Below are 13,193 nucleotides of genomic sequence, written 5' to 3' on the forward strand. Positions count from 1 at the left end.
GGCGGCGGCGCGCGCGGTGGTGAACCGGCTGCACGGCCTTGCCGTGTTGTTCTATGGATCGGTGTTGCGCACCGGCGACCTCGACGGCGTCCTCGACTTCTATGTGCTGACCCCCCGCCGCGCGGATGGGGCATGGGCGCCTGGGCGACGCGGACGCTGTGGCCGGACGTCAGCTTTCACGAGGTCGAGGTCGGCGGCCGGATCGTCCGGGCGAAGGTCGCATCGATGCCGCTCGACACCTTCTGCCGTGCGGCGGAGGGGCGGACGATCGATACGACGGTATGGACCCGCTTCGCCCAGCCCGCAGCTCTGGTGTGGACTGCGGATCCGACGGTCGGTGCGCGCGTCGTGCGCGCCGTCGCCTATGCCGCCGCCACCGCGGCGCGGTTCGCTGCGGTGTTAGGACCGGAGAGCGGCAGGCCGGCCGATTTCTGGCTGGCGCTGTTCCGCCAGACATATTCCGCCGAATTGCGCGTCGAGGCGCCCGGGCGCGAGCGGCAGATCATCGCCTTCGACCCCGGCCGGTTCGACACGCTGCTGCCGCTGGCGTGGCAGGGGGCCGGGATCGGTCACCAACGCCGCGGAGAGCTGTACGCCCCCCTCGTGCCGGAACGCGACATGCGGGCGACGCTGGCGGCGTGGTGGTGGCGCCAGCGGCTGGGCAAGTGGCTGAACGTCGCGCGGCTCGTGAAGGCGGCGTTCACCTTCGACGGTGCCGCCCGTTACGGCCTGTGGAAGTTGCAACGCCACACCGGCATCGACCTGCCGCTGACGCCGTGGCGCGAACGGCACCCCATCCTCGCGGCCCCTGGCGTGATGTTGCGGGTGTGGCATAGGCGCGCGTCATGAGCTTTCATGCACTGGTGCTGGCGGGATCGCGCGGTGGACCCGACCCGGTCGCCGATCATGCCGGCGTGGCCGACAAGGCGCTGATCCGGATCGATGGTGCGACGATGCTGGAGCGCGTGGTGACCGCCCTGCGCGAGGCGGGCGCGGTGCGGATCGCGGTGTCCGCCAACGCGCCTGCGGTGCGTGCCGAGGCGCTGCGGCTGGGCACCGAACCGCTGGCCGCCGCCGCCGGGCCGAGCGCGAGCACGCTGCTCGGTCTGCAGACACTGGGCGCGCCGCTGCTGGTGACGACCGCGGACCATGCCTTGTTGCGGGCGGAATGGGTGCGCGCGTTCCTGGCCGATGCACCGGGCGACAGTGACGTCGCCGCGCTGCTCGCCAGCCGCGACGCGATCGAGCGCGATTCGCCGCCGACGCGGCGCACCTACCTCCGCTTCGCCGACGGGGCATGGTCGGGGTGCAACCTGTTCCTGTGCCGCACCCCGGCAGCCGAGGCGGCGATCGGCCTGTGGATGTCGGTCGAACGGGATCGCAAGCGGCCGTGGCGGATCGTCCGGCGGTTGGGGCCGGGAACGCTGCTGCGCTACGCGACCGGGCGGTTGACCTTGCAGGCCGCGCTGGCCCGGCTGGGCGCGACGGTGGGCGTGCGGGCGGCAGCGGTGGCGGCGCGGAACGGCCTGGCGGCGGTGGACGTCGACACGCCGGCCGATCTCGACCTCGTCCGCGCGATCCTCGCCGACGGGGCGGCTCAGCCGTTCCAGTCGACCTGACGCCAGCCGCGCTGCGCGGCGACGCGGCGCAGGGCGGCGTGGGGATTGACCACCACCGGCTCGTCCGCCCATTCGAAGCTCGGCACGTCCGAGACATGGTCGGAATAGAAGCGCACGGTCGCCCGATCCCGCGCGATGCCCTGATCCGCGAACCAGCGTTCGATCATGTCGCGCTTCGCCGGGCCGTAGCAATTGTCCCCCTCGATCCGCGGCAGCAGCCGGCCGAGACTGTCGATGGCGGTATGCGTCGCGATCAGCGCATCGGCGCCGACGTCCCGCGCGATCGCCTCGGCATAAAAGCCATAGGCGGCGGTGGCGATGACGATGCGATGGCCATGGGCGCGGTCGGCGGCGATCTGCGCGCGCGCGCCGCGGCGGATATGGGCCGGGCCGAAGCGTGCCAGCCAGCCGGCGGCGATGTGTTCGGCGCGCGCCGGCGTCAGCGTGCCGAGCGCGGCGCGGTGCATCACCTGCTTCAACCGGTCGCGGTGGATCAGGCCCAGCGCCCTGAGCGCCGCCGCGCCGATCACCGCCGGCAGCAGCGCCAGCCGCCAGGGCGCATGATGCGTCACCGCGTGCAGCAGGAACGGCGTCCACGTCGGCGCGCGGGTGATCGTGCGATCGAGGTCGTAGATCGCGATTTTGGCGGGCGTCGGCATCGGGTCGGCGGATGTGTCCATCGCGCCGGATTGGCGGGTGAAGGTGGCATCGGCATGGCAGCGCCGCCGACCGCGTGCGAACCAGTTGCGGCGGCCCGCGGCGCGCGCTAGGCGCGGCGTTCCATGCGGTCCTATCAGCCTTCGTCGGACCGTCGCCGGGCGTTTTCGCTGGCACTGACGATCGCCGCGCACATCCTGATCGCGGTGCTGCTCTGGCGGCTGGCGCCGACGCTCGATCCGCCGTCGGAACCCGGCCGGTCGCTGACGGTGAACATGCTGCCCGTCGGTGACAACAATTCCACCGCCACCAAGAGCGCCAAGGCGCCCGCCCGCGCCGCCCGGGCGAGCCGTCGCACCGCGCCCGAACCACCCGCCGCGCCGAAGCCGCCGACGGAGGATACGCCGGTGCCGCCGGTGACGACGACCTTTCCCGGCTATCTGGTACTGAGCAAGAACGAGTTCGCCGCATCCGACGTCGGCAAGATCCCCTCGCGCAAATCCGGTGGCAGCGCAGGCAAGCAGGTCGCGGCGGCGGACGGGCAGGGCGACGGCGACGCCGGCGAGACGAGCGCATCGGCAGGCACCGGGCCGGGCGGGCAGCGACTGTTCGCGGCGGAATGGTACGTCGAACCGGCGCAATCGCAACTGTCGCCCTACCTTCCCGCCAACGTGCCGCTGGGTTCGTGGGCCGAGATCGCCTGTCGTACCGCCGCCAATTACCGGGTGGAGGATTGCGTCCAGCTCGGCGATTCGCAGGCGGGATCGGGGTTGGCGCGCAGCATTCGCGAAGCGGCATGGCAGTTCAAGGTTCGTCCGCCCCGCATCAACGGCAAGGCCCAGATCGGCGCATGGGTGCGGATCAGAATCGATTTCAGCCGCAAGGGATGAGGCGCCGTCCTCCCCCGGCGGGGAGAATCACCCCCGATCCCGCGCGCGTCGGTACGTTCCCAGCACCCGCACCCATTTGGAGTGGAAGCCCAGTTCCTCCAGCGCGCGATCGACCGCGGCGTCGCCGGGCTTGCCCTCGATATCCGCGAAGAACTCGGTCGCCACGAACTGCCCGCCGCGCTGGTAGCTTTCCAGCTTGGTCATGTTAACGCCGTTGGTCGCGAAACCGCCCATCGCCTTGTACAGCGCGGCGGGAATGTTCTTCACCTCGAAGATCAGCGTGGTCATCCACGGACCGGGGCCGACCGGCGGCTTGCCCCCCCGCGCCAGCACGACGAAGCGCGTCGTGTTGTGATCGGCATCGGCGATGTCCAGTCCCAGCAGGTTGAGACCGTAGATGGCGGCCGCACCGGGCGGGGCGAGCGCCGCGACCGCCGGATCGCCCAGTTCGGCGACATAGGCGGCGGCGCCAGCGGTATCCGGATAGGCCATCTGGCGAATGCCATGCGCCTTCAGCCAGTGGCGGCACTGGCCGATCGCCTGCGGGTGGCTCATCGCCTCGCGCACGTCGTCGCGGGTGCCGGTGCCCATCAGCGCGTGGCGGATCGACAGGAAATGTTCGCCGGTGATGACCAGCCCCGATTCCGGCAGCAGGAAATGGATGTCGGCGACGCGGCCGTGCAGCGAATTCTCGATCGGGATCACCGCGCAATCGGCCCGTCCGTCCCGCACCGCGTCGATCGCATCCTCGAACGCGAAGCAGGGCAGGGGCAAACCGTCGGGAAAGCATTCCAGCGCGGCGACGTGGCTGTTGGCCCCCGGCGCACCCTGGAAGGCGACGGCGCGCCCCGGCTCGGCGGCGGCGGCGGCGGTCATCGCGGCGACGATCGGGCGGGCGGGGGCGGCGTAGGTTTCCATGACGCCCGCGGCGGTAGAGCGCCGGCGCACGCCCAGCAAGCTCGCGCTTGCGGTCGGACACGCCGTTTCCTATGGGTTTGCCGCGCGCGCAATTGACGCGAAGGATAACAGGGGCAGCGTTAGGCAGATGGATAACCGCACCAACACGATCGCCGGGTGGACGCTGGCAGCCTGCGGGCTCGCGCTCGGACTGTCGATCGTCGGCGGCATGGCCTTCCACAGCGAACGCCCCGAGAAGATGGGCTATGCGATCGAGGGCGTCGAGGCGGAGGGCGCCGAAGGCGGCGCCGCCATCGTGCCGATCGCGACGCTGCTGCCGACCGCCGACGTCGCCAAGGGCGCGGAAGTGTTCAAGAAATGCGCCGCCTGCCACACCGCGACGCAGGGCGGGGCGAATGGTATCGGCCCCAACCTGTACGGTACGCTGGGTGAGGGCATCGGCCAGGGCAAGGGCGGCTTCGCCTTCTCCGATGCGTTGAAGGGTGTCGGCGGCAACTGGGACTTCGACAAGATGAATGCGTGGCTGACCAGCCCGCGCAAGTTCGCGCCCGGTACCAAGATGACCTTTGCGGGTCTCGGCAATGCGCAGGATCGCGCCAACGTCATCGCCTATCTGAATGCGCAGGGATCGAACCTGCCGCTTCCGGCGGCCCCGGCTGCCGGTGCCGCCGCTCCGGCCGACAAGACGCCTCCGGAAGGCAAGGATTCGGTCACCAACACCGATGCGGTCAACAACCTCGCCAACACCGGCACGCCGGCATCGGGCGCCCCATCGGTCGACCCCGCCGCCGCCAAGGAAGGCGCCAAGGCCGGCAAATAAAGGGCGTTGCCGCCCCTTTCCCGGCGGGAGAGGGGTCTGAACGCAGTGCGTCACGATACGACCATGGCTGTTCTGGCGCGACGCCCCGCCCCATCCTCACCCGTCGCCGGCTGCGCCGTCTCTCCCCTCTCCCGGCGGGAGAGGGGATCAGGTGCGTGAGCACCGCAGGATGAGGCCGGGGCGGAACGTTCGTTGTGACGGGCGGTATGGAGCGCCGCCCGTTCCGTCCGACCCTCACCCGTCGCCGGCTGCGCTGTCTCTCCCCTCTCCCGGCGGGAGAGGGGATCAGGTGCGTGAGCACCGCAGGGTGAGGCCGGGGCGGAACGTTCGTTGAGGCGGGCGGGATCGCGTGCCGCCGCTCCGTCCGACCCTCACCCATCGCCGGCTGCGCCGTCTCTCCCCTCTCCCGGCGGGAGAGGGGATCAGGTGCGTGAGCACCGCGGGGTGAGGTCGGGGCGGAACGTTCGTTGTGGCGGGCGGGATCGAGTGCCGCCTGGCATGGCCGGACGGTGCGAAGGCGGCACCGTCCCGGATCAGTCGTCCTTCTTCGCCTGTTCCTCGTAAAAATTGCGCACCACGTCCCACGCCTCTTCGGCGCTCTCGACATAGGTAAAGATGCCAAGGTCGCGCTGGCTCACCACGCCCTCGTCGACCAGCGCCTGGAAATTCACCACCTTTTCCCAGAATTCGCGGCCGAACAGCAGGACCGGGATCGGCTTGATCTTGCCGGTCTGGATCAGCGTCAGCAATTCGAACAATTCGTCGAACGTTCCGAAGCCGCCGGGGAAGGCGGCCAGAGCGCGCGCGCGCAGCAGGAAGTGCATCTTGCGCAGCGCGAAATAGTGGAACTGGAAGCTCAGCGACGGCGTGACATAGGGATTGGGCGCCTGTTCGTGCGGCAGGACGATGTTGAGGCCGATCGATTCGGCGCCGACTTCGGTCGCGCCGCGGTTGGCGGCCTCCATGATCGACGGGCCGCCGCCCGAACATACGACGAACTGGCGCATGCCGTTCTGGTCGCGCGGCACGCGGCTGGCGATCTGCGCCAGTTCGCGCGCGACGTCGTAATACCGGCTCTTGGCGACCAGCCGCTCGGCGATCGCCCGGGACGCATCGTCGGTGGCGAGGTCCACCATCGCCTGCGCCTTGGCCGGTTCCGGGATCCGTGCCGAACCGTACATGACGAAGGTGGAGGCGATCTTCGCTTCCTCCAGCAGCAGTTCCGGCTTCAGCAGTTCGAGCTGGAAGCGGACGGGCCGCAAGTCTTCGCGAAGCAGGAAGTCCATGTCCTGGAAGGCGAGCTTGTAGGCGGGGTGTTCGGTCTGCGGCGTCGAGATCGCCTGGCTGGCGCTGGCGGCGTCCTGGCTGGCGCGCGGAAAGACCCGTTCGGGTAAGCGTGTGTCGGTCATCCGCAGGCGTTAGAACAAAGCGGGAAGCCGCTCAACGCCCGAAATCCTATCGACAAAACCCCGCGCGATCGTCCTCGAGATGCAGGTGATCGCGGTGTGCGGCGTTATAGGCGGGCGACAGCACGGTGCCGAAGCGACGGCACGCCGAATCGTGGATCGTGGTGAGAAACCGCTGCACCTGCGGGTCGGGGGAGGTCCAGTCGCGCAACACGGTGACGCGCCGCCCGTCCTTCAGCGTGACACCGGCGAAATCGATCGCATTGGCGATGGCATGACCGGATCGCCGGCCACCGGCACGGGCGGTGCCGACGACGTTGCGGCAGGCGTAGCTGCCCATGCTCTGGACGCTGGCGAGTTCGCTGCCCAGCAGCTGATATGCCGCCGGCGCGACCGCATTGCGGACCCAGGCGGAAAACGCCCGCGCCTCGCCGCAGCGCATCGCGGTGATGCCGGTGACCGGCACGCCGATCTCGACCAGCTGCACGGCGCCGGACAGGCCGCAGCCATTGCCGAAATCCCTGTCCGGCAGCATGCGATAGGCGACACTCATCGCCCGCAGGTCGGCGAGGCATTGCGACGTCTCGCGCAGCGATGGCGTGGCGATCGTCGGGCGGGGCGCATTCGGCCGTTCGGGTGCGCTGCCGCAACCGGCGAGCAAGGCCGGCATGGCGACGGTGGCAATGGCGGGAAAGCGATACACGTCCACGACCATGCGGCAGGACGATATGGCGAAACAAGTCCGACCCGGACGAATTCGGCTTGCCCGGGACACGATGCATCTCTAGAGCGGTCGACGGGCCACGCCGCCCCAACGCGGCGCGTGCTCTCTGTGAGGAGAGATACATTGACGGATACCGCGACCGCACCCGCATTGGGTGTGACGAAGCCGAGCACCAAGCCTGCTCGCCCTTTCTTCAGCTCCGGCCCCTGCGCCAAGCCTCCGGGCTGGGATGCGTCGAAGCTCGCCACCGATTCGCTCGGTCGCTCGCACCGATCCAAGATCGGCAAGCAGCGCCTGCAATATAGCATCGACCTGATGCGCGCGTTGCTGAACCTCCCCGACACGCACCGGATCGGCATCGTCCCCGGCAGCGACACCGGCGCGTTCGAAATGGCGATGTGGACGATGCTGGGTGCGCGCCCCGTCACCACGCTTGCCTGGGAAAGCTTCGGCGAAGGCTGGGTGACCGATGCGGTCAAGCAGCTCAAGATCGATCCCACCGTGATCCGTGCCGATTACGGCCAGCTCCCCGACCTGACGCAGGTCGACTGGTCGACCGACGTGCTGTTCACCTGGAACGGCACCACCAGCGGTGTGCGCGTGCCGAACGCCGACTGGATTCCCGCCGACCGCGAAGGTTTGTCGTTCGCCGACGCGACGTCCGGTGTGTTCGCCTATGACATCGACTGGGCGAAGATCGACGTCGCGACGTTCAGCTGGCAGAAGGTGCTGGGCGGCGAGGGCGCGCATGGCGTGCTGATCCTCGGCCCGCGCGCCGTCGAGCGGCTGGAAAGCTATACCCCCGCCTGGCCGCTGCCGAAGGTGTTCCGCCTGGTTTCCAAGGGCAAGCTGACCGAAGGCGTGTTCAAGGGCGAGACGATCAACACGCCCTCGATGCTTGCGGTCGAGGACGTCATCGTCAGCCTCGAATGGGCAAAGTCGTTGGGTGATCGCGGTCTGATCGGCCGGTCGGACGCCAATGCGGCGGCGCTCGACAGAATCGTGGCGGAACGCGACTGGCTTGGCCATCTCGCCGCCGATCCGGCGACACGGTCGAAGACGAGCGTCTGCCTCACCGTCGAAGGCGCCGACGAGGCGTTCATCAAGGCGATGGCCGGTGCGCTCGAGAAGGAAGGCGCGGCATACGACGTCGCCGGCTATCGCGACGCGCCGCCGGGGTTGCGCATCTGGTGCGGCGCGACGGTCGATACCGCCGATATCGAGGCGCTCGGACCGTGGCTCGACTGGGCCTATGCGACCGCGAAGGCGGCGGCTTAACTCCAAATCGTCATTCCCGCGAAGGCGGGGATCCATACACGCAGGTCGTCGAAGGAGCCGCAACGTCAGCGGATCTGGATCCCCGCCTTCGCGGGGATGACGGCTGGTAGTCGAAGGAAATACCCATGCCCAAAGTCCTCATCAGCGACAAAATGGACCCCAAGGCCGCGCAGATCTTTCGCGAGCGCGGCGTCGAGGTCGACGAGATCACCGGCAAGACGCCCGAAGAACTGATCGCCATCATCGGCGACTATGACGGCCTCGCCATCCGCAGCTCGACCAAGGTCACCAAGGCGATCCTCGAACACGCCACCAATCTGAAGGTCGTCGGCCGCGCCGGCATCGGCGTCGACAATGTCGATATCCCCGCCGCATCCGCCAAGGGCGTGGTGGTGATGAACACGCCGTTCGGCAATTCGATCACCACCGCCGAACACGCCATCGCATTGATGTTCGCGCTCGCCCGCCAGCTGCCCGAGGCCGACGCCTCGACGCAGGCCGGCAAGTGGGAGAAGAACCGCTTCATGGGGGTCGAGCTGACCGCCAAGACACTGGGCCTGATCGGTGCGGGCAACATCGGCTCGATCGTCGCCGATCGGGCGCGCGGCCTCAAGATGAAGGTCGTCGCGTTCGATCCGTTCCTGACGCCCGAGCGGGCGCTGGAGATGGGCGTCGAGAAGGTGACGCTGGACGAACTGCTCGCCCGCGCCGACTTCATCACGCTGCACACGCCGCTGACCGACCAGACCCGCAACATCCTGTCGGCCGAGGCGCTGGCGAAGACGAAGAAGGGCGTGCGGATCATCAACTGCGCGCGGGGCGGCCTGATCGACGAGGCGGCGCTGAAGCAGGGCCTCGACAGCGGCCATATCGGCGGCGCGGCGCTCGACGTGTTCGTCGAGGAGCCGGCGAAGGCATCGCCCCTGTTCGGCACGCCCAATTTCGTCAGCACGCCGCACCTCGGCGCCTCGACCACCGAAGCGCAGGTCAACGTGGCGATTCAGGTCGCCGAGCAGATGGCCGATTTCCTGGTGTCGGGCGGCGTCACCAACGCGCTCAACATGCCGAGCCTGTCGGCGGAGGAGGCGCCCAAGCTGAAGCCGTACATGGCGCTCGCCGAAAAGCTCGGCAGCCTCGTCGGCCAGCTCACCACCGGCGCGATCACGCGCATTTCGGTCCATACCGAGGGCGCCGCGGCGGAGCTGAACGCCAAGCCGATCACCAGCGCGGTGCTGGCCGGATTCCTCGGCACGCAGACCGCGACCGTCAACATGGTCAATGCGCCGCTGCTGGCGCGCGACCGCGGCGTCGAGGTGCGCGAAGTGCGTACCGAGCGCGAGGGCGATTACCACACGCTGCTGCGCGTGTCGGTGAAGACCGCCGATGGCGAACGGTCGGTGGCCGGCACCCTGTTCGGCGATCAGGCACCGCGGCTGGTCGAACTGTTCGGCATCAAGGTGGAGGCCGATCTGGTCGGGCCGATGCTGTACGTCGTCAACGAGGATGCCCCGGGCTTCATCGGTCGGCTGGGAACGGCGCTGGGCGAGGCGGGCGTCAACATCGGCACCTTCCACCTCGGTCGGCGTCAGGCAGGCGGCGAGGCGGTGCTGCTGCTGTCGGTCGACGAGCCGGTCGATGGCGCGCTGCTGGCGAAGGTGAAGGCGCTCGGCGGCGTGAAGACGGCGATGGGCCTGACGTTCTGAGGCACGGGCGGGCAGCGCGCGCGCAATGCGCGTTGCCCGCCTGCCGCGGCGCGGATAGGGGATGGGACACGATGACACCCTTGCTTCCCGAAGGTTTTCGCGACCGCCTGCCGCCACACGCCGATGCCGCCGCCGCCATCGAGGCGCGCGTCCTCGAGGCGGCACGGCTGTACGGCTATGAACGTGCCGACCCGCCGCTGGTCGAATATGCCGACGCGCTCGGTTCGCGGCTGAAGGACGGGGCGCTGACCGACGCGGTGCGCTACGTCGATCCGGTGTCGCAGCGCACGCTGGCGATCCGGCCCGACGTCACCGCCCAGATCGCGCGCATCGCGGCGACGCGCATGGGCCACCATCCGCGGCCCGTCCGTCTGTCCTATGCCGGCCCGGTGCTGAAGCTGCGCAGCCCCGAACTCGCACCCGCGCGCGAATGGCGGCAGATCGGCTGCGAATTGATCGGGCTCGATTCGATCGCTGCGGCGCAGGAGGTGGTGGCGGTCGCCGTCTCCGCGCTCACCGCCGCGGGTGCCACCGGCCTGTCGATCGATTTCACCCTGCCCGATCTGGTGGCGACGCTGTCCGCCGGTCCGCTGCCGGTCGCACTGGAATCGGTCGAGACGCTGCAGGACCGGCTGGACGCCAAGGACGCCGGTGCCGTGGCCGCGATCGCGCCCGCATATCTGCCGCTGATCGAAGCCGCCGGCCCGTTCGGCACCGCCATGGCCCGCCTACGCGCGTTCGACACCGGCCATGTCCTCGCCAGCCGCCTGGACGGCCTCGCCGCGATCGCCGCCGCATTGGGCGACGATGTCGCGCTGACGCTCGATCCCACCGAGCGGCACGGCTTCGAATATCAGTCGTGGCTCGGCTTCTCGCTGTTCATCGCCGGCGCCGCGCGCGAAGTCGGGCGCGGCGGCACCTATGCGCTGATGCACGAAGGCGGCGCAGAGGAAACCGCCACCGGCTTTTCGCTCTATGCCGACGCGATCGTCGCCACCGCGGGCACCGTCGACCGCCGCCGCCTGTTCCTGCCGTTCGGCACCCCGGGCGCGGATGGCGCGCGGATGCGCGCTGCCGGCTGGGTGACCGTCGCGGCGCTCGAACCGGGCGACACGCCGGAAGCGCAACTCGCCACCCACCTGTATGCGGATGGTCAGGCGCGGCCGCTCGACGGTTGACCCGCGGGGCGCGGACCGGTAGGCGCGCCCCCGTAATTCAGGACAGTTCGTGTGCCGAGTCCTGTCGAAGGGCGCACGGATCAACGCCGGCAGGCGGAGACCTGTATCCATGGCGAACGTAGCAGTCATCGGCGCGCAATGGGGCGACGAAGGCAAGGGCAAGATCGTCGATTGGCTCGCAGAGCGCGCCGACATGGTCGTACGCTTCCAGGGCGGCCACAATGCGGGCCACACGCTGGTCGTCGGCGACAACGTCTATAAACTGTCGCTGCTGCCCTCCGGCATCGTCCGTGGCACGCCCTCCGTCATCGGCAACGGCGTGGTGCTCGATCCCTGGGCGCTCAAGGCAGAGATCGAGCGGCTGGCGGCACAGGGCGTGTCCGCGACGCCCGAAACGCTGCGCATCGCCGACACCTGCGCCCTGATCCTGCCGCTTCATCGCGACCTCGACGCGCTGCGCGAGGATGCGTCGGGCGCCGGCAAGATCGGCACCACGCGCCGCGGCATCGGCCCGGCCTATGAGGACAAGGTCGGCCGGCGGGCGATCCGCGTCTGCGATCTGGCGCATCTCGACGATCTAGGGCCGCAGCTCGACCGGTTGCTCGCGCATCACGACGCGCTGCGGGCGGGCTTCGGTTCGCCGGCGATCGACCGCGAGGAACTGCTGGGCGAATTGCGTGCGATCGCGGGCTTCGTATTGCCCTTCGCCAAGCCGGTGTGGCGCGATCTCAACGAAGCGCGCAGCCGCGGCAAGCGCATCCTGTTCGAAGGTGCGCAGGGCGTGTTGCTGGACGTCGACCACGGCACCTATCCGTTCGTCACTTCGTCCAACACGATCGCGGGTACTGCGGCGGGCGGGTCCGGGCTCGGGCCATCCGCGGTCGGCTTCGTGCTCGGCATCGCCAAGGCCTATACGACCCGCGTCGGTTCGGGGCCTTTCCCGACCGAGCTGGAGGACGAAACGGGTGAGCGGCTGGGCCAGCGCGGGCACGAATTCGGCACCGTGACCGGGCGCAAGCGTCGCTGCGGCTGGATCGACACGGTATTGCTGCGCCAATCGGCGGCCGTCGGCGGGATCACCGGCATCGCACTGACCAAGATCGATGTGCTCGACGGGTTCGACGAGGTGAAGATCTGTACCGGCTATCGTCTTCGCGGCGAGGCGCTGGACTATTTCCCCGCGCATGCCGCCGATCAGGCCGCGGTCGAGCCGATCTACGAAACCATGGAAGGGTGGCAGGAATCGACCGCCGGCGCGCGCAGCTGGGCCGACCTGCCAGCGCAGGCGATCAAATATATCCGCCGCGTCGAGGAATTGATTCGCTGCCCGGTCGCGCTGGTGTCGACCAGCCCGCAACGCGACGACACGATCCTGGTCCGCGACCCTTTCGCGGACTGATCGCAGCCACCGGCGACGTCGAGCAGGCACGAAAAAGCCGGGCGGCGGATGCCACCCGGCTGTTCGAGCATCGGGATGCGATGCTTATTGCGGGGTGGTCGTGCCGCCGGTGGTCGTTCCGCCGGCCGTGCCGCCCATCGTCCCGGTCGTGGACGTACCGCCCATCGTGCCGGTCGTTCCGGTGCCGCCCATGGTACCGGTCGCCGTACCGGTGCCGGTGCCCGTCGTGCCGCTCATCGGGTCTGGCGTGGACGTGCCCATGCTGCCGCCCATGGTCGTGTCGGTCGTCGTGGACCCGGTGGTGCCGGTGGTCGTCGAACCGCTACGGCCACCACGCGTCCGCTTCGACGAGCGGGTCTGCGTCGTGGTCGACGGCGACATGGTCTGGTCGGTCGGCGAAGTGGTCGTCTGACCACCCATGGTGCCGCCCATAGTGCCCGAGGTCGTACCCGTCGTCGATCCGGCGGTGCCGCCGGTGGTCGTCTGGGCGTATGCTGCGGCTGGGATCAGCATGGCAGCCGCCATGATTGGAATGATCTTACGCATCTGTTCTCTCCTGCAAAACTTGCCTCGCCCCAACGGGTCGGGCAGGAGAGGGTTC

General features: G+C 69.2%; 13 protein-coding genes. 8 read left to right on the forward strand and 5 right to left on the reverse strand.

All coding sequences use genetic code 11. The features are described 5' to 3' along the window. Positions 1–132 precede the first annotated feature (132 nt). Positions 133–849, forward strand: a complete 717-nt coding sequence (locus GTH33_RS06730; RefSeq protein WP_249055023.1) for a hypothetical protein — start codon at positions 133–135, stop codon at positions 847–849. Beyond that, positions 846–1,619 (forward strand): nucleotidyltransferase family protein, encoded by a 774-nt coding sequence (locus GTH33_RS06735; RefSeq protein ID WP_163957762.1) that lies wholly within the window; start codon positions 846–848, stop codon positions 1,617–1,619. Before GTH33_RS06730 ends, GTH33_RS06735 begins: the two co-directional genes overlap by 4 nt. On the opposite strand, the gene GTH33_RS06740 is transcribed toward GTH33_RS06735, so the two are convergent. Continuing rightward, complete coding sequence (locus GTH33_RS06740) at positions 1,598–2,299, reverse strand: HAD family hydrolase (RefSeq protein WP_243848507.1); 702 nt, start codon at positions 2,297–2,299, stop codon at positions 1,598–1,600. The two genes, GTH33_RS06735 and GTH33_RS06740, sit on opposite strands and share 22 nt — an antisense overlap. A 102-nt stretch (positions 2,300–2,401) precedes the next feature. On the opposite strand from GTH33_RS06740, the gene GTH33_RS06745 reads away from it, so the two are divergent. Beyond that, positions 2,402–3,166: a hypothetical protein gene (locus GTH33_RS06745; RefSeq protein ID WP_163957763.1), complete on the forward strand. Its 765-nt coding sequence runs from the start codon at positions 2,402–2,404 to the stop codon at positions 3,164–3,166. Between the two features lie 27 nt (positions 3,167–3,193). Here GTH33_RS06745 and GTH33_RS06750 read toward each other — a convergent pair whose 3' ends face one another. Beyond that, on the reverse strand, positions 3,194–4,084 hold the full coding sequence (locus GTH33_RS06750; protein ID WP_163959683.1) for a prephenate dehydratase: 891 nt from the start codon (positions 4,082–4,084) through the stop codon (positions 3,194–3,196). Positions 4,085–4,211: 127 nt separating this feature from the next. Here GTH33_RS06750 and GTH33_RS06755 point away from each other — a divergent pair, with 127 nt between their 5' ends. Further along, the gene (locus tag GTH33_RS06755; RefSeq protein WP_163957764.1) at positions 4,212–4,904 is read left to right on the forward strand and encodes a c-type cytochrome; all 693 of its coding nucleotides are present in this window, start codon (positions 4,212–4,214) and stop codon (positions 4,902–4,904) included. Between the two features lie 533 nt (positions 4,905–5,437). Here GTH33_RS06755 and GTH33_RS06760 read toward each other — a convergent pair. Together GTH33_RS06760 and GTH33_RS06765 are read right to left on the reverse strand one after the other, a co-directional pair. Beyond that, positions 5,438–6,313, reverse strand: coding sequence for an LOG family protein (locus GTH33_RS06760; protein ID WP_163957765.1), 876 nt, complete (start codon positions 6,311–6,313; stop codon positions 5,438–5,440). Between the two features lie 46 nt (positions 6,314–6,359). Further along, entirely contained in the window at positions 6,360–7,025 is a 666-nt protein-coding gene (locus GTH33_RS06765) for an extensin family protein (protein WP_243848508.1), read from the reverse strand. A gap of 132 nt (positions 7,026–7,157) precedes the next feature. Here GTH33_RS06765 and GTH33_RS06770 point away from each other — a divergent pair, with 132 nt between their 5' ends. From GTH33_RS06770 to GTH33_RS06785, 4 genes are all read left to right on the forward strand, one after another. Beyond that, positions 7,158–8,312 carry a phosphoserine transaminase gene (locus GTH33_RS06770; protein WP_163957766.1) on the forward strand — a complete coding sequence of 385 codons (1,155 nt, stop codon included), beginning with the start codon at positions 7,158–7,160 and terminating at the stop codon, positions 8,310–8,312. 125 nt (positions 8,313–8,437) lie between these two features. Further along, positions 8,438–10,015, forward strand: a complete 1,578-nt coding sequence (gene serA / locus GTH33_RS06775; RefSeq protein WP_163957767.1) for a phosphoglycerate dehydrogenase — start codon at positions 8,438–8,440, stop codon at positions 10,013–10,015. A 71-nt stretch (positions 10,016–10,086) separates the two neighbouring features. Further along, positions 10,087–11,193 (forward strand): ATP phosphoribosyltransferase regulatory subunit, encoded by a 1,107-nt coding sequence (locus GTH33_RS06780; protein WP_163957768.1) that lies wholly within the window; start codon positions 10,087–10,089, stop codon positions 11,191–11,193. 109 nt (positions 11,194–11,302) lie between these two features. Further along, positions 11,303–12,592 (forward strand): adenylosuccinate synthase, encoded by a 1,290-nt coding sequence (locus GTH33_RS06785; protein WP_163957769.1) that lies wholly within the window; start codon positions 11,303–11,305, stop codon positions 12,590–12,592. A gap of 84 nt (positions 12,593–12,676) precedes the next feature. Here the strand turns inward: GTH33_RS06785 and GTH33_RS06790 are convergent, their stop codons facing one another. Beyond that, positions 12,677–13,138 (reverse strand): hypothetical protein, encoded by a 462-nt coding sequence (locus GTH33_RS06790; RefSeq protein ID WP_163957770.1) that lies wholly within the window; start codon positions 13,136–13,138, stop codon positions 12,677–12,679. Positions 13,139–13,193 lie beyond the last annotated feature (55 nt).

The sequence above is a fragment of the Sphingomonas insulae genome (genome assembly GCF_010450875.1).
Classification (GTDB): Bacteria; Pseudomonadota; Alphaproteobacteria; order Sphingomonadales; family Sphingomonadaceae; genus Sphingomonas; species Sphingomonas insulae.

Bases quoted from the DNA above. Each gene is read 5' to 3' on its own strand.
- GTH33_RS06785 (WP_163957769.1), top strand. From the start codon at position 11,303: ATGGCGAACGTAGCAGTCATCGGCGCGCAATGGGGCGACGAAGGCAAG.
- GTH33_RS06745 (WP_163957763.1), top strand. From the start codon at position 2,402: ATGCGGTCCTATCAGCCTTCGTCGGACCGTCGCCGGGCGTTTTCGCTG.
- serA (WP_163957767.1), top strand. From the start codon at position 8,438: ATGCCCAAAGTCCTCATCAGCGACAAAATGGACCCCAAGGCCGCGCAG.
- GTH33_RS06755 (WP_163957764.1), top strand. From the start codon at position 4,212: ATGGATAACCGCACCAACACGATCGCCGGGTGGACGCTGGCAGCCTGC.
- GTH33_RS06765 (WP_243848508.1), bottom strand. From the start codon at position 7,025: ATGGTCGTGGACGTGTATCGCTTTCCCGCCATTGCCACCGTCGCCATG.
- GTH33_RS06760 (WP_163957765.1), bottom strand. From the start codon at position 6,313: ATGACCGACACACGCTTACCCGAACGGGTCTTTCCGCGCGCCAGCCAG.
- GTH33_RS06735 (WP_163957762.1), top strand. From the start codon at position 846: ATGAGCTTTCATGCACTGGTGCTGGCGGGATCGCGCGGTGGACCCGAC.
- GTH33_RS06790 (WP_163957770.1), bottom strand. From the start codon at position 13,138: ATGCGTAAGATCATTCCAATCATGGCGGCTGCCATGCTGATCCCAGCC.
- GTH33_RS06780 (WP_163957768.1), top strand. From the start codon at position 10,087: ATGACACCCTTGCTTCCCGAAGGTTTTCGCGACCGCCTGCCGCCACAC.
- GTH33_RS06750 (WP_163959683.1), bottom strand. From the start codon at position 4,084: ATGGAAACCTACGCCGCCCCCGCCCGCCCGATCGTCGCCGCGATGACC.
- GTH33_RS06740 (WP_243848507.1), bottom strand. From the start codon at position 2,299: ATGGACACATCCGCCGACCCGATGCCGACGCCCGCCAAAATCGCGATC.
- GTH33_RS06730 (WP_249055023.1), top strand. From the start codon at position 133: ATGGGCGCCTGGGCGACGCGGACGCTGTGGCCGGACGTCAGCTTTCAC.